Here is a 15,654-nt window from a genome sequence, read left to right as displayed (position 1 = left end):
CCCTGATAAGGGAAATCATCCCGCTACTCAGGTCCCGGCCTCCCACGGACTGATGGCGAAGTCGGCGTTAGAGGTGGGTGGTGGCCCCAGCTAGTCTGCAATGTCCTTTCTGGAATTGGGTGGGTGCGGCCGTTCGGGCGGTTTCCCCCTGGCGTGCACGGCGTCGGAAACGGCGATGCCGGCGAGGACGAAGACGGCGGTGACGGCCACTGCCAGCGGCGGCAGGAAGATCATGAACGGCGAGGCGGCGGCGAGCGCCAGAGCGCCGATCATCCGAGGGCGGGAGACGCGGTTGAATACGGCATGTTCCACCAGGGCTCGCCCGATCAGGAAGAGCATCGGTCCGCCGAGGACAACGAGGATCCACGCCGGCTTGGTGTGCCCGAACGGATGTTCGATCACGATCTCGTATCCGACGGCGACGACGACGATCCCGGCGACCATGAGTACGTGGGCGAGGAAAGCCTCCCGGATGAGGTGCGCGGGCTCAACGGCGACTCTGATCGCTTCGGGCAACAGCTGGCCCGCCCGAAAAAGGTAGACGCGGAACAGCAGCACGGTCGTGGCGAATGAGACCGCGAAGGCTGCCGCGGCTCCGCCGTGCCGGAACGACGTGTCGCTGTAGGCCGAGCCGGTCGTCAGAATCAGTTCGCCGAGGGCGATGATGAAGAATTGTCGGTAGCGCTCAGACAGGTACTCGGCCAGGACGGGCCACTGCCGTTGGGTGGGGCGAGACCACGGCGCGGGATAGAACAGCAGCAGTGCCGCGCCGTCGATGGCGATCGCGAGCGTCCACAACAGGGTGCGGGCCAGGTCCGTCACGATCGCGCCGGCGAACCACGGCACGGCCGACAGCGTGAACCAGAAGAACACCCCAGCCGCTCGACGCTGAGCCTCGTGGCCGCGCAGCATCGGAACGATGATCAGCCCACGAATGATGTGGACCGCGACGTACGCACCAGCGAAGGCCAGACTTCTGTCCCCGAACGCGTGCGGCACCGCGACCGCCATCACCAGCGCACCGAGCATCGCCGTATAGACGAGCAGTTGGAGCTGCGGCCGCTGCGGATCATAGAGGTCGGTGACCCACGCCGTGACGAACCACAGCACCATGAAGGCCAGCAGCAACAACAGCGTCTCGCCAGCCTCGATGAGGACGACTCGCTGCTCGGAGAGCTCCTCGACCAGCCGCTGCGAGACCCGATTCAGGGCAAAGATGAAGACCAGGTCGAAGAAGAGTTCCAGAAGGCTCGGTCGCTGCGGTTGCCCGGGTTTCCGAAGCAGCGCTGCTGCCCTTGTCGACATGGGCCGCCCATCCCCGCCGGCTTCGCCTATCTGGGTATTGGTACCACGCCGGGCAGGTCATCGAGTCGATACCCGAAGAATGCCAGCGGACCACACACCTTTTGGTAGGCGTCGCGATCCCCATTCCTCCGATGGTCGGTCCGCCACCGGTAATCGGCACGAAGCAGCGCGCTACGAGCACGGGGTTGCATCTCCCTTCGCGGGGTACGCCCGTTGCGCCACGCGGGCGCCGTCGGATCAGCCGAGCGGGTCGGTGTGAGCCGCGTACACGCCGGGGGGCCGGTACCGGATGGATCAGCAAGACGCGGACGGGCGCGCTGCGGCTGACGGCTTCGTGGAACTGCGGGTGCACGGGGTGTCCGCCACCGGCCCGGATGACCTCCTGGATCGGCCGCATGTGCAGCAGGTGGCGGGTGACCACCGAGGCGGCTTCTACCGACCCCGACCGGGAAACCACGAGGGCGGCGAGGCGGACGGCGTGACGCTGGAGGCCTACCGCTGGAACAACCTGCCCGCCGGCACCGCGGTGCGAACGCTGTCGATGGTGATCCTGCTGCCCTTCATGCTGATCAACCTCGCCATCTGGATGCGTCCGGCCGGAGCCGGCGACCCGGTGATCAAGGCCCTGTGCCGGCTGTTGGCCCTCACCCTGACCGGGATGTACGTGCTGAGCATGGTGGGAATCGCGCTGGATGTGATCGCGTGGAAGTGCATGTCCTCGCCCGAGTGCCTGGCCGGACGCAGTTGGCTCTCCTGGCTCGGGGGGCGTCCCGCCGGACTGCGCCTGGCGGTGCTCGCGCTCGCGCCGGCCGCGGCCATCAGCCTGGTGTGGGGGCTCAGCGCCCGCCCGGCACTCCCGTCTCACGTCTTCCGCGCGGCCGACCAACCCCTTCCGGCGCACCGGCTCACCGCCGTCGGCCGGTGGGACAACGAGCCGCTGGTCGGCCGACTGCGCTCGATTCACGTCGCGGCGGCGTTCGCCACGCTGGACCTCAGCCTGCTCGGCGCCCGGGCGGCACAGGGCTTGTCGATCGGCACCGTCGCGCTGACGGCAGTTGCCGGACTTCTGCTGGTCACCTGCGCGGTCCTGCTCTGCACCCCGCCCCTGACCGCACCCACGGAAGGCCGGCTCGACCGCCTCGTCAGCGTGCTACGCACGATCACCCTCGGTCTGACTGTGCTGGTCTGGATCCACGTCCTGACCAATCCCGCCCCCTGGCCGGAGCGCAACGGGTTACCCGGCTACAACCTGACGGTCGTCGGGCTGTTCATCGGCCAGGCGATACTGCTGGCTGCCCTGGGTGCGGTGCTGTTCTGGCACCGGGATCGACAGTCGGACGCCTCGCCCTCGCTCGGGTTCGGCGCTCTGGCGGCCTCCGTCGCCGCGATCAGTTTGGCGCTCACATACTCCGCCGAACTCGCCTACCGGGTGTCCGACGTCCTGAACAGAGGCGCACCGACCGCGGAGGCGCTCATCACCAGCCCTCCGCGTGCCTGCATCTGGGCGATCCTCGGCTTCACGCTGGCGGTGCTGGTGACGCTGGCCGTCGGCGGCGTGGTATCGCTGACGTCACGACCGGGACGGAAACGCGCAGCGGCGTCGATAGTTGCTCGTGACTTCCCGGACGCGCCGAACGATGCCGGACCACGGCTGCGGCAGGTGCGCAAGGCCATCGCCCATGCCCAGTTCACCGAGCGGTTGGTGCCACTCGCGGTGCTCTACGCCTGCCTGGCCGGAATCGGCATGACGATGGTCGCGCTCGGCCTGCTGCCGACGCCACCGGGCGAACTGATCCAGCGCTACGTGGGGCTACCGGTCAGCTTCGTCAACTTCAGCATCGGTGTCGGCAGCTACCTGATCGCCGCCATCATCGTCGGTCTGATCGTCGGCGGCATCTTCGCCTATCGCACCCCCGGCTTTCGCCGGTACGTCGGCGTGCTGTGGGACCTGGGCACCTTCTGGCCCAGAGCCGCGCACCCGTTCGCGCCACCCTGCTACGCCGAACGGGCCGTTCCCGAACTGACCTGCCGGATCACCCACCTCGTCGACTCCGGCAACACGGTGGTGCTCACCGGACACAGCCACGGCTCCGTCCTGCTCGCCGCGACCGTGCTCCAACTGCCGCCACGGGTCACCGAGCGGATCGCGCTGCTGACCCACGGCTCGCCGCTCCGACGGTTGTACGCCCGCCTCTTTCCCGCATACGTCAGCGACGAGGTGATCCACGAGATCGCCGACCGAGTGGACTGGCGGTGGGTGAATCTGTGGCGGGACACCGATCCCATCGGTGGCCGCGTCTTTCCGCCGCACGGCCCCGACGAGACACCCGCCGCATCCGACAGAGAGGCGACGGTGGACCGACGGCTCTGCGACCCGTACGGCGTCATACCTCCGTCCGGCGACATCTTCCCGCCACCGATCAAAGCCACCGGCCCTGCGAATCCGAGGAGGCGTTCACTGAGTCGGTGCGTCACCTCGCCGACCACCTCCGCTGAGCAAGCAGTCGCGCCGGCTCAGCTCCGCTGATGATCCGTGGGCCTACGGCTCACGCCTTCCGGGCCTTGCAGCGGCCATCTTTCCCACGCGCCGATGTCGAGGCGCTGCCCAGAAGCTCGACCACGAGTAGCGGACAGCCGACACCTGAGCACGACGTAGCCGACTGTGACCATCAGATCACTAGGCGCACACTCCTCCCCGACATGTTCCCGTCGACTGGAGGAACAGATGCGTCTCCGATCATTCGTCACCGCGGCACTCGCCGTCGTCCTGGCCGCCGGCGCACTCGTGCCGCCGGCACCGGCTGCGGCGGCCACCGCCGACCGCTGGGGCTTCGCGTACGTCAAGGACCCCACCGCGCCGGTCTGGACAGTGCTGGACACCAGCCGGCAATGGGGTAGCTGGAAGACCGCCTTCCCGGCCGCCTGGGCCGACGGCATCAAGCTCGCACCCGGCCGGTTCCAGGTCCGCTTCCCACAGATAGGTGCCAGCTCACGGGGCGTGCCGCACGTGACCCCGGTGAACCGGACCGGTCACTACTGCGAGGTGGTCCGCTGGTTCCAGTCCGGCACCGACGAGATCGTCGACGTGCAGTGCCACAAGCCGGGTGGCACGCGCGAGGACACTCCGTTCACAGTGCTCTGGACGACCAGCTCGGGCGTACTGCCGGCCGGCACCTCCCACGCGTACGTGCAGTGGAGCAGCGGCCTGGTGGCGCAGTCGTACAACTCCACCGGCGTCGTGAACACTGTCGGGCCGGTGGGCGTCGGGCAGTACCTGGTGCGGCTGCCTGGTGTGGGATTGGCCGGAGTGCTCGCCGGCAACGTGCAGGTCACCGCCGTGCAGCCGAACGCCGGTCCCCGCCGCTGCAAGGTCTACTCCTGGAGCGCTGTCGGCACCGGTGTGCAGGTGTACGTCTTCTGCTATGACCAGGCTGGTGCGTTCATCAACACCGACTTCGTCCTCTCGTACCACCGTCGGCGGCCGGTGATCGGCTCCCTCGGCCCGCCGTCGTACTTCGGTTACCTGGGTACCGCCGTCGGCGGGCCGACCAACGACAACTCGGTGCTCGGTGTCGGTGCGAACGCTGTGGCACCGCTGGCGCCCGCCGGCCGTTACCTGGCGACCTTCCCGCAGGTCGGCGTCAAGGAGACGCACGCCCAGGTGGTGGCGCAGGGCGCCGGCAGCAACTACTGCCACCTCACCCAGCCCTGGACGTACACCACCAACGCCGACGTCGACGTCATCTGCTTCGACAACGCCGGCGTCGTCACCCCGCACCGCTTCCTGGCCACCTTCACCTCCCGGCTCTGAGGCCGGGCCGCGCCGGCGGTGGCTGTTTTCGTTGCCGCCGGCGCGGTGAGGACCGGGCGCTCGTGGCAGACCCGACCGCGCGCCCGGTGCCACCTCATCAGTTCCCGGCGGGGTGAACCCGCGTACCCCGATCAGAGATCCGGGTGGCGCAGCTGCACGCGGCGCAGCAGTTGGGCGTTGAGCGCGACCACGATGGTCGAGGCGGACATCAGCACCGCGGCGACCGCGGGGCTCAGGCTCACTCCGGCCCAGGCCAGAGCGCCGGCGGCCAAGGGCAGGGCGACGACGTTGTAGCCGGCGGCCCAGGCCAGATTCTGGATCATCTTGCGGTACGAGGCGCGCGAGAGCCGGATGACCCCGGTGACCCCGCGCGGGTCGGAGGAGGCGAGCACGACGCCAGCGGATTCGATCGCGACGTCGGTGCCGGCGCCGATGGCGATGCCGACGTCGGCGCGGGCCAGCGCGGGAGCATCGTTCACGCCGTCACCGACCATCGCCACCCGCAGCCCCCGGCGTTGCAGCTCACCGACCGCCTCGTCCTTGTCGGCGGGCAGCACCTCGGCGAACACCTCGTCCTCGCCGGGCCTGAAGCCCAGGTCGGCGGCGACCGCCTCGGCCACCGGCCGCGCGTCCCCGGTGATCATGACGATCTTGCGGATGCCCTGCTCACGTAGCTCGGCGATGGCTTGCCGAGCCTCGGGGCGGATCTGGTCCTCAAGGGCGAGGGCACCGATGACGCGTGCCTGCTCGCTGTCGAGACGCAGCAGGTGCAGTACCGCCGCTCCCCGGCGGGACCACTCGGCCCGACGCTCGTCGAGGTCGCCGGGCACCGTGGCGTCGAGTTCGCGCAGCAGGGCGGGTCCACCGACGGCGTAGCTGACGCCGTCGACGTCGGCGCGCACCCCGCGACCGGTCAGCGACCGGAAACCGGTCGCGGTGCGCCGGGCGCCCTGCTGGGCAGCGGCGGCGACGATGGCCCGTGCGAGGGGGTGTTCACTGTCGGCCTCGACCGCCGCCGCGACGGCCAGTACGTCGGTCTCGCTGACGCCGCCGGTGGCGGCGACACCGGCGACGACGTGCTCGCCGCGGGTCAGGGTGCCGGTCTTGTCGAACAGCACCGTGTCGACGGTGCGCATCCGCTCCAGGGCGAGGCGGTCCTTGACCAGGATGCCGCCCTTCGCGGCCACGGCGGTCGACAGGGCGATCACCAGCGGGATGGCCAGCCCCAGCGCGTGCGGGCAGGCGATCACCAGCACTGTGACGGTGCGGACGACGGCCTCGTCGAGGTTGCCGACCAGTGTCCAGATCAGCAGCGTCGCGGCGGCAGCGGCGGTGGCGATGTAGAACAGCCAGGCCGCGAACCGGTCAGCGAGGACCTGCGCCCTGCCGCTGGACTGCTGGGCCTGCGCGACCAGGCGTTGGATGCCGGCCAGAGCGGTGTCCTCGCCGACGGCCTCGACGCGCACCCGGATGGCCGCGTCGGTGGCGACAGTGCCGGCCACCACCCGGTCGCCGCGTTCGCGGCCGACCGGCCGGGACTCGCCGGTGATCATCGACTCGTCCAACTCCGCACGGCCGTCGGTGATGCGGCCGTCGGCCGGCACCCGCCCGCCCGGGCGCACCAGGATCACGTCGCCGACGCGCAGGTCGCTGACCCGTACCCGTTCGGGCTGTCCGTCACCGCCGAGGCGTTCGGCCTCGTCGGGCAGCAGCGCGGCCAGGGCCGACAGGGCGCCCTGGGCCTGACCGATGGCCTTCATCTCCTGCCAGTGCCCGAGCAGCATGATCGTGACCAGAGCCGCCAGCTCCCACCAGAAGTCCAGGTCGAACACGCCGAGCGCGGTCGCCGCCGAGGCCACGTACGCGACGGTGATGGCCATCGCGATCAGCAGCATCATCCCCGGCGCCCGGTCACGGACCTCCCGCACCGCGCCCTGCAGGAACGGCCACCCGCCGTAGACGAACACCACAGTGCCCAGCACCGGGCCCACCCAGTCGACGCCCGGGAAGTCCAGCTGATAGCCGAACCAGTCCATCACCATGTGACTGGTGACCACGATCGGCACCGTCAGGACCAGGCTCAGCCAGAACTTGCGGCGGAACATCTCCGGGTCGTGCCCGGCATGCTTGTCATGCCCTGCGTGCCCGGCATGCTTGTCATGCCCTGCGTGCCCGGCGTGCTTGTCATGCCCCGCGTGCCCGGCATGGCCGCCGTGGGCGCCGGGCTGTACCGGCTGGCCGCTCGGGTCCCCTCGGCGGCTCCCATGATCACCGTGGTCGCCGTGTCGGTCCACCGCCCCACCCATGGGCTCTACCTGGTGCTCGTTCTCGTGCGACATCCTCATCGCCTCCTCACCCTCACGATATACCCCCAGGGGGTATGCCTGTCCAGGCGTGTCGATGTTCCGGACGTCACCCGCGTGCGAACCCAGCATTGTCAGCGGCGCAGGACGGAAGACCGTGGTTGGTCCACTTCGCCACCAAAGGAGCAGCGGTCAACGGCGTCGGTCACGATCGGCGGGCTGTGGATGTCGTCGAACGGCGCAAGCGCTCATGAACGAGCAGCACCACTCCAACTTCCCCCGGATCTGTAAACAACCCTTGATATTAAACTTCACGAACGTCAATATGTGGAGGTCGCGGGTCGTCGAACCCTGGGGAGTGAGCCATGAGAAGCCGTCGGATTTTCGCAGTGGTCGCCGGGGCGGCGATGACCCTCACCGCCGCCGTCGCCTTCGTCCCCAGCAGCATGGCGGCCGTGTCCTCGGCCAACGCCGTCCCGATGGTTGCCTGCGCTGCCCCGGCCTGGGCCGAGGGCACCACCTACCAGGCGGGCGCCCAGGTCACCTACGGCGGCCGGCTCTACCAGGCACTGGTCACCCACACCGCCCACCCCGGCGCCGGCTGGAACCCCGCCGCGACCCCGTCGCTCTGGCGCGACCTGGGCGCGTGCTCGGGAAGCACGCCGCCGCCCACGACGCCACCACCGACGACCCCGCCGCCCACGACGCCACCACCGACCACACCTCCGCCCACCACGCCGCCGCCGACCGGTGGGACCTGCGCGGTGAAGTCGCGGCCCACCGGCAAGGTGTTGCAGGGCTACTGGGAGAACTGGGACGGGGCCTCCAACGGCGTACACCCGGGCCTCGGCTGGATCCCGATCACCGACAGCCGGCTCAACCAGCACGGCTACAACGTGATCAACGCGGCGTTCCCGGTGATCCGCTCGGACGGCACGGTCCTCTGGGAAAACGGCATGGATGTTGGCGTCAAGGTGGCCACCCCGGCCGAGATGTGCCAGGCCAAGGCGGCCGGCGCCACCATCCTCATGTCGATCGGCGGGGCCGCCGCAGGCATCGACCTGAGCTCCACAGCGGTCGCCGACCGGTTCATCGCAACGATCGTGCCGATCCTGACGGCCTACCACTTCGACGGAATCGACATCGACATCGAGACCGGCCTGACCGGCAGCGGCAACATCAACACACTGTCCACGTCGCAGGCCAACCTCATCCGGATCATCGACGGCGTGCTGGCCCGGATGCCGTCGAACTTCGGCCTGACCATGGCACCCGAGACGGCGTACGTCACCGGCGGCAGCGTGGTCTACGGCTCGATCTGGGGCTCGTACCTGCCGATCATCAAGAAGTACGTCGACAACGGCCGGCTCTGGTGGCTGAACATGCAGTACTACAACGGCAGCATGTACGGCTGCGCCGGCGACTCGTACCCGGCGGGCACGGTGCAGGGCTTCACTGTGCAGACGCAGTGCCTGAACAACGGCCTCACCATCCAGGGCACCACCATCCGGGTGCCGTACGACAGGCAGGTCCCGGGCCTGCCGGCGCAGATCGGGGCGGGCGGCGGCCACCTGTCGACGTCGTTGGTCACGCAGGCCTGGAACTCCGTGCCCGGACTCAAGGGCCTGATGACCTGGTCGGCGAACTGGGACGGGTCGAAGGGGTGGACCTTCGGCGACAACGTGAAGCGCCTGCAGGGCCGCTGACGGGCGACGGCGTCGAACCTGTCGAGGGCGCGACGTCGACGGGACAGCCCGGCGATCGAGGACCCTCCGTGGAGGGGTGATCGCCGGGCCGCCCCGGTGGTGAGCCGCGCCGGGCGGCCCGCCGTTCAGCCGGTCAGAGGCCGGCGGCGTGCGCGGCGGCGGTGCCGCCGACCACTGGTAGGACGATGTTGCTGCTCTTCAGCGCGACCTGCAGGTTCGCGGCGGTGGTGTCCGCCTGGCTGGAGTACTGCGGGTAGCTGGCCACGATGATCACGCCGATCCGGTGGCCGGGCTTGAAGACGTAGTCCTCCGGCAGCAGCGGGAAGCTGAAGTTGTACGACTCCCCCGCCACCAGCGGCACGCCGACGCGGATCGACTGCCGGTTCTGGGCGTCCATGATGCCCTTGGTGACCAGCTCGTAGTCCGCCGTAGCCACCCGCTTCGTCGTCTGCTTGTAGCAGCCGTCGTCGGTCGGGCTGCTCTGGCCCCAGCAGTCCTCGGTGGTCAGGGTGATGATCCCCTCGCCGGAGGCCCGGTGCGCGACCCGCTCGTCGGTGCCGTAGTCGACCAGGATCGCCCCGAGGTTGGTGTCGGTCTGGTCGGCGGAGGCCCGCAGTTGCACGGTCGGGGTGCCGGAGATGTGCAGCGGCGCGGAGAGTGGCGCGGAGACGAACGCCAGCCGGTTGGGCTGCACCACGTCCGGGTTGAGGATCATGGTGTTCTGGCTCTGCGTGCGGCTGTCCTGGAACGCCCCGGTCGCCGGCTTCGCGGTGGGCACCAGCCCGAGACCGCCCGCGCCGGTGGTGCCGGGCTGCAGGAACACCTCCGTGTCGGCCTTGCCGGGGATCGGCCAGTCGGCGTGGGTCTCCCACACGTCGGCGGACCGCTCCAGGTCCACCCGCGGCTCATCCATGATGCCGTTGGCGACGCCCTGCAGCCAGAAGTCGAACCACCGGTGCAGCGTCGACACCCACACCGCGCGGCGCGAGTCGAACGGGTCGACGTGGCCCTCCTGCGACAGCCACAGCTTGCGCGGCACGTTGTTCTCCGCGAGGGCGTACCAGAACTTGCTGAAGTGGTCCGGCCGGACGTTGTCGTCGTTGAGGCCGTGGTAGAGCAGCACGCTGGCGGTGACGTTGGGGACCTTCTTGACGTAGCTGCGCTCGTTCCAGAAGGCCGTGTAGTCGCCGTGCTCGTCGCCGTCGGCGGCGCCTATCGCGTCGCGCACCGGCTTGCAGTAGTCCCGGCGCTCGGGGTTGGTGACCGTGTTGGCCAGCGACGCCACGTAGCTGTTGCCGCGGGTGACCACGCCGTTGCTGCGCACGTAGTCGTAGTACTCGGTCGGTCCGCTGATGGGCACGACAGTGGTCAGGCCCTTCACGCCGGTCACCGCCGTGGCCATGGCCAGCGAGCCGTCGTACGACTTGCCGATCATCCCCGTCTTGCCGTTGTGCCAGTCCGCCTTGACGATCTCACCGGCGGCGTTACGGGCGGTGGCCCTGCCGTTGAGCCAGTTGACGGCCTGCTTGGCGCTCAGGTTGTCCTGGTTGGCGTTGGTGGTCGGGCAGCCGGTGGAGTTGTTGGTGCCGACCATGTCCAGCAGGATGACCGCGTAGCCGCGCGGCACGAAGTAGTTGTCGTAGAACAGCGGCCACTTGTCCAGCAGGCCGTCGCCGTCGAGGTCCGCCTTGCACTCGGCCTCGTTGCCGCGGCAGACCGTCGAGTAGTAGGGGCTGGCGTCCATCACCACCGGGGCCTTGAGCCCCTGCGCGGTGGCCGCCGGCCGCATCAGGTCGAACGCGATGATGTCGCGCAGACCGTCGTTGTCGCTGTCGAAGGTGGAGTCGATGAACAGGCGTTCCCGAATGGCGTCGGCGTAGCCGAACACCGGCTGGGTGACGCCGTCCTGGACGACGATCATCGGCGGGCCGTCCGCCGCCTGCGCCTGCGGCGCCGCGCCGAGGGCGGCGAGCACCGTCGCGGACAGTACGGCCACGCCTGTGCGCCAGCGCGTTCCCACTGTAGCCATGCAGTCTCCTTGATGTGTCCGAGGCTGCGAACGCTACGAGCCGGTGGCCGGTGCCACCACCTGCACGTGTAGGAACTTCGCCGGGTGTGGTTCGACGGGGTGCGACCCTGGGCGACCGGACTACGGCTGGTCGGCCAGCACCAGCTCCCGCAGCCGCCGGTCGAGTGTCGGGGCGTCCAGCCCACCCGGCCAGCCCCGGAGCAGGGCGCCACCCTTGGCCACCAGCACGACGGTCGGCGGCTCCCGCACCGCGTACGAACGCCAGATCGTCTGCTGGTCGTCCAGGACCACCGGATACTCCACCCGGTGCGCGCGCAGGTAGTCCTGGACCTCGTCGGCCTGGTCCGCGCCGGCCACACCGACGAAGACCACCCGGTCCCGATAGGCGCGGGCAAGCTCACCGAGGGCGGCCTGGCGGCTGGCGCACGTGGTGCACCAGGAGCTGAAGAAGGTGAGCACGACGGGGCGCTGCGCCCACACCTCGGAAGCGGTGAACGGGGTGCCGTCGGTCAGCACACCGGTGAACGCCGGGGCGGCCGGGGCGGTGCCGGGCGCCGGGCGCAACGCCAGGTCGGCGGGGACCGGCCCGGGCAGCGCCGCCGCCCCTCCGGCGGGCGCCGGCGCGGGAGCGGGCTCGGGCGTGCTGCATCCGCCCAGCAGCGCCGCCGCCAGCAGCAGCGGCAGGAGTGCCTGCCTCATGACGGGACCACCGCCACCAACGCCGGACCCTCGCTGCTGTCCGGCGTCAGGTCGAGCGCCGGCCGGCCGTCCACCTCCAACCGGTAGGAGGCCCGCTGCGGCACGCGCACTCCGACGGCGAACTCGCAGTAGGTGGGCACGCGCTCGACCCCCAGATCCTCGGCGAAGGCGGCCACCGCGGTCCCCGCCGGCAGCTGCCCGCTGGCCAGCGCCGCCCCATCCGGGTCGAGCACGCGGAACGGCGCCCGGTTGTGGAAGTGCTGGTACGGGCCGGTGCCGGCGCAGTCCACGCCAGCGGCCCGGATGTTGATGTCGCGAACCAGGACCCGGACGGTCGTCGGGGAGGCCGCCTCCTGGGCGGCGCCGACGGCGCCGCAGCCGGTGGCGCCGGCCAGCAGCAGGGGCAGCAGAGTCATGATGCTTCGCCGCACGTCATCCTCCTTCCGCCCGCCTGCTCGGGTCCGCGGCGGCAGGCCGCCGCGGACCCGAGCAGGAACGGGCTCAACCTCGGGCGCCGGTCAGGACTTCTCGACGCGGCACTGCTTGGTCACCGTCTTCGTCGGGTCGCTCTCCGAGGTCGCGGTGAGCTTCACGAAACCGGTGTCCGCGGCGGCGGCGGTGGCACCCACCGACACCTTGACAGTGGTGGCCTTGCCGAACTGCGCGGTGGCGAGCTGGTTGGGCAGCCAGGTCCGCCAGCCCTTGCCGGCCACCTCCGCCGACAGGCGGTAGACGTCCGACTTCAGGTACGCGCTGACGTCCTCCGGGTGCTGCTGCCCGCCGGCCGAGTACGAACCGGTGTTGGTCAGCTCGAACGAGCAGGTCACCCCGCGGTTCGTCGGCTTGCCACCGCCGGTCACCTCGCCCTTGCCCAGCAGCACGTCGTGGCTGCTCGGCCCGCCGGTGCCGTCCAACGACCGCACCGCCACCGTGTAGGAGAGCGAGCCGGCCGAGTCCCGCTTGAGGTCGATGATGTAGAAGTGCAGCCGGTTGGCCTCATCGACGTACTCGTACTGGCTGCCGGTGTCCGCGCCAGCGTGGAACAGCGCGTCGGAGAGCTGCCGGTAGTCACCCATGGTGATCTTCTGCGGGGTGCCGTCGGGCCGGTAGAAGTCGATCATGTCGATGTCCTGCGGGTTGGCGTCCACCACCCACTGGAACGGCGCGCTGTCGGCGTTCTTCGTCTTGCTCACCAGCACGCCGCTGTCCGGGGTGAAGGAGTCCGCACCCATTCGGTCGACCACCTCGACCGTGTAGTTGTTGAAGCTGCCACCGTCGCACAACGGGTCGGTGCTGACACCGCACGTCGGTGACAGGTCCTTGTTCAGCGCGATGTTCACGCCGCTCAGACCCTTCGGGCCGGCGTCGACCGCCCGGGCCGTGACCTGCGCGACCACCAGGCCCGAGGAGGCCAGCGACTCCCGCGACAGCCGCAGCACGTGCTCCTCACCGAGCAGGCCGATCTTGAGCTTGTCCCGCACCGTGTGCAGCGAGCCCATCGAGCCGCCGTTGGTCGGCGGAATCTGCCAGCGGGTGTGCGGACCGCCCGGGCCGTTGAACGACCCGCGCGACATCATGCTCCAGATCCCGGTGTACGCCCTGCGCAGCGGCTCGCCGTACGGGTTGTTGTAGTTGTCGCCGATGCCCAGCAGATGGGTCAGCTCGTGGGCGTAGACGCCCATGCCGGAGCTCTCCCCCTGCGTCGAGGAGCCACCGCCGGCGTTCGGCCACAGTGTCGCCGCCGCCTTCCACGAGGTCCAGTCCACGTAGCGGGTCTTCGCCCAGTTCGGCAGGTTGGGGTCCGGCGGGCCCCAGGCGTCCGGCACGTCCTCCTTGTTCTGGAAGATCATCTGCCCGAACTCCTGCCAGGTCGACGACTCGTCCTGGCCGGCGCTGAGGATGAACACCAGTTCGTACTGGTTGGCGACCTCCTCGCCGACGGCCGCCCGCCAGGCGCCCAGGCCGTCGGTGCGGATGTTCTTGCTGCACACGTCCCCACTCGGGCAGGCGCCCGGGTTGAACCCGTTGTCCAGCCCGTACTGGTAGGACTTGGCCGGCATCTGGTACGGCCCGAACCCGGTGAGGTCGACGCCGTAGCGGCCGTTGGAGTCCTGCATCCAGTACTCGTGCAGGGTGTGGCCCTTGTTCAGGGTGTTCGGGGTGTTCAGGAAGTCCTGGTAGAACTTCGGCACGTCCGCTCGGGGGATGTTGGTCGCGACGGACTGGGGGTTGCCGAAGACCGTGGAGCGGGCCCGCTGGGAGACCGCGAACGTCTCGTCGGGATAGTCCAGCGCCACCAGGGCGATCTTGAAGTTGCGGACCGAGCCGGACACGCTCGGGTCGGCCCAGTTCTTGCCGGGCACAGCCTTGTAGTCGTTCCAGGTCATCGTGTCCGGGTTCTGCCAGGCCTGCGGGTCGAGGACCTGGAACGGCGCAGTGCCGCCGGCCGGGTTGGCCGGGGCCGCGGCGGCCTGCGCCGCCCCGGTCGCCACGAGCGTGGTCACCACGGCAGCGGCCAGCACGGCCCGCCTCAGCCGGGTGCGGTGGGGGGTAGCACGGTGCACGGAACCACCTCTCGTCGGAGGGAAACGCGGCGCCGGCGTCCCGATGGGGGGTGTCGCGGAACGTTTGTCAGCAGGCCGCGCAGCGAATCTAGGAGTACGGGCCGGTGCCGGTCACCGTGCAGATGTCGGCAGGTGGGCCGGCGACTTCCGACACCTGAAGGACCGGTGCCCACCGGCGGATCAGCCAGGACCGGCCCCGGAAGCCGGATCGACAGTGGCCGCGAGGGCCCGCAGCACGTCCCGGCGCACCCGATCGGCGGCAGCCCCGGACAGGGGTCCGCGCGGTGGGCGGCACCGCCCGCCGAAACGCCCCGCGCACTCCATGGCGAGCTTGACGGCCTGCACGGCCTCCGGCCGGGAGGCCCAGCCGAGGATCGGGTGCAGCTCAGCGTAGAGCGGCAGCGCCCGGCCCAGGTCGCGGGCGACGCACAGCTCGTACAGGCGCACGGCGTGGCGGGGCAGGGCGTTGGGCAGGGTGGCCACCCATCCGGTGGCGCCGCACAGCACCAGTTCGAGCACCACGTCGTCGGCGCCGACCAGCACGTCGACATGCGGGCAGAGGTCCCGCAGGCGGTGCAACCTGCGGACGTCGCCGGTGACCTCCTTGACCGCGACGATCCCGTCGATCTCGGCGACGGTCGCCAACAGGTCCGGCGTGAGGTCCAGCCGGGTGTCGTACGGGTCGTTGTGGGCGACCACCGGCAGGCCGACCGCCGCCACCTCCCGGTAGTGGGCGACCACGTCGGCGGCGCGGGCTGCGGGCCCGTCGGGTGGCCGCGCGAGCACGCCGTGGGCGCCGGCCTCGGCGGCCTGCTCCGCCCAGCGGCGGGCCTGCCTGCTGCCGTAGCCGCCGACGCCGGGCACCACCGCGCAGCCGGGCGGCGCGGCCTGCACCGTCGCCCTCACCACGGCGGCCCGCTCGTCGTCGGAGAGGGCCCGGTACTCCCCCAACGACGCGCACGGCGCGACCCCGTGGCACCCCTCGGCGGCGAGCCAACGGACGTGTTCCTGGAGCTTGTCGAAGTCGACCGACAGGTCGGCGCGAAACGGCGTGGTGACGGCGACCAGTACGCCCCGCCAGGGCCGACCAGTTCCCACTCCGAAGTCCCCTCCCCGCCGGCACCGCCCGTCATCAGACCCGCGCCGTGCGCGGCGGCGCTGGTGCGGTCCGTACCGGAACCCTAGAAACGTCTGTCGCCCCCGGTCTTCGGACAGATGCCGGAACCACCGCGTCGCC

10 protein-coding genes are annotated in these 15,654 nt (G+C 70.3%); 3 read left to right on the top strand and 7 right to left on the bottom strand.

Annotated elements, in window-relative coordinates; translation table 11 throughout:
• Positions 1 to 90 precede the first annotated feature (90 nt).
• A complete protein-coding gene (locus OH804_RS06535; RefSeq protein WP_406063517.1) occupies positions 91 to 1,305 on the bottom strand; it encodes a low temperature requirement protein A in 1,215 nt (404 codons plus the stop codon).
• A gap of 289 nt (positions 1,306 to 1,594) precedes the next feature.
• Between OH804_RS06535 and OH804_RS06530 the strand changes: the two genes are divergently transcribed.
• Together OH804_RS06530 and OH804_RS06525 are read left to right on the top strand one after the other, a co-directional pair.
• Positions 1,595 to 3,832, top strand: coding sequence for a hypothetical protein (locus OH804_RS06530; RefSeq protein ID WP_406063515.1), 2,238 nt, complete (start codon positions 1,595 to 1,597; stop codon positions 3,830 to 3,832).
• A 198-nt stretch (positions 3,833 to 4,030) separates the two neighbouring features.
• Positions 4,031 to 5,116 (top strand): hypothetical protein, encoded by a 1,086-nt coding sequence (locus tag OH804_RS06525; protein WP_406063513.1) that lies wholly within the window; start codon positions 4,031 to 4,033, stop codon positions 5,114 to 5,116.
• 131 nt (positions 5,117 to 5,247) lie between these two features.
• On the opposite strand, the gene OH804_RS06520 is transcribed toward OH804_RS06525, so the two are convergent.
• Entirely contained in the window at positions 5,248 to 7,221 is a 1,974-nt protein-coding gene (locus tag OH804_RS06520; protein ID WP_231394499.1) for a heavy metal translocating P-type ATPase, read from the bottom strand.
• Between the two features lie 563 nt (positions 7,222 to 7,784).
• On the opposite strand from OH804_RS06520, the gene OH804_RS06515 reads away from it, so the two are divergent.
• Entirely contained in the window at positions 7,785 to 9,125 is a 1,341-nt protein-coding gene (locus tag OH804_RS06515) for a carbohydrate-binding protein (protein WP_406063511.1), read from the top strand.
• Positions 9,126 to 9,258: 133 nt separating this feature from the next.
• Here OH804_RS06515 and OH804_RS06510 read toward each other — a convergent pair whose 3' ends face one another.
• From OH804_RS06510 to OH804_RS06490, 5 genes are all read right to left on the bottom strand, one after another.
• Positions 9,259 to 11,154 carry a CocE/NonD family hydrolase gene (locus OH804_RS06510; RefSeq protein WP_406063509.1) on the bottom strand — a complete coding sequence of 632 codons (1,896 nt, stop codon included), beginning with the start codon at positions 11,152 to 11,154 and terminating at the stop codon, positions 9,259 to 9,261.
• Between the two features lie 120 nt (positions 11,155 to 11,274).
• Positions 11,275 to 11,853: a TlpA family protein disulfide reductase gene (locus tag OH804_RS06505; protein WP_406063507.1), complete on the bottom strand. Its 579-nt coding sequence runs from the start codon at positions 11,851 to 11,853 to the stop codon at positions 11,275 to 11,277.
• Entirely contained in the window at positions 11,850 to 12,284 is a 435-nt protein-coding gene (locus OH804_RS06500) for a hypothetical protein (RefSeq protein WP_406063505.1), read from the bottom strand. The genes OH804_RS06505 and OH804_RS06500 overlap by 4 nt, the downstream gene beginning before the upstream one ends.
• 87 nt (positions 12,285 to 12,371) lie before the next feature.
• Positions 12,372 to 14,417, bottom strand: coding sequence for a M6 family metalloprotease domain-containing protein (locus OH804_RS06495; RefSeq protein ID WP_307788761.1), 2,046 nt, complete (start codon positions 14,415 to 14,417; stop codon positions 12,372 to 12,374).
• A gap of 180 nt (positions 14,418 to 14,597) precedes the next feature.
• Entirely contained in the window at positions 14,598 to 15,515 is a 918-nt protein-coding gene (locus OH804_RS06490; RefSeq protein WP_406063503.1) for a dihydrodipicolinate synthase family protein, read from the bottom strand.
• Positions 15,516 to 15,654: the final 139 nt, after the last annotated feature.

Source organism: Micromonospora sp. NBC_00860 (assembly GCF_045207375.1).
Taxonomy (GTDB): Bacteria; Actinomycetota; Actinomycetes; order Mycobacteriales; family Micromonosporaceae; genus Micromonospora; species Micromonospora vinacea.
Note: the sequence above shows the minus strand (reverse complement) of the source record. Positions and strands in the feature narration are given on the sequence as shown.

Bases quoted from the DNA above. Each gene is read 5' to 3' on its own strand.
- OH804_RS06535 (WP_406063517.1), bottom strand. From the start codon at position 1,305: ATGTCGACAAGGGCAGCAGCGCTGCTTCGGAAACCCGGGCAACCGCAG.
- OH804_RS06530 (WP_406063515.1), top strand. From the start codon at position 1,595: ATGGATCAGCAAGACGCGGACGGGCGCGCTGCGGCTGACGGCTTCGTG.
- OH804_RS06525 (WP_406063513.1), top strand. From the start codon at position 4,031: ATGCGTCTCCGATCATTCGTCACCGCGGCACTCGCCGTCGTCCTGGCC.
- OH804_RS06520 (WP_231394499.1), bottom strand. From the start codon at position 7,221: ATGTTCCGCCGCAAGTTCTGGCTGAGCCTGGTCCTGACGGTGCCGATC.
- OH804_RS06515 (WP_406063511.1), top strand. From the start codon at position 7,785: ATGAGAAGCCGTCGGATTTTCGCAGTGGTCGCCGGGGCGGCGATGACC.
- OH804_RS06510 (WP_406063509.1), bottom strand. From the start codon at position 11,154: ATGGCTACAGTGGGAACGCGCTGGCGCACAGGCGTGGCCGTACTGTCC.
- OH804_RS06505 (WP_406063507.1), bottom strand. From the start codon at position 11,853: ATGAGGCAGGCACTCCTGCCGCTGCTGCTGGCGGCGGCGCTGCTGGGC.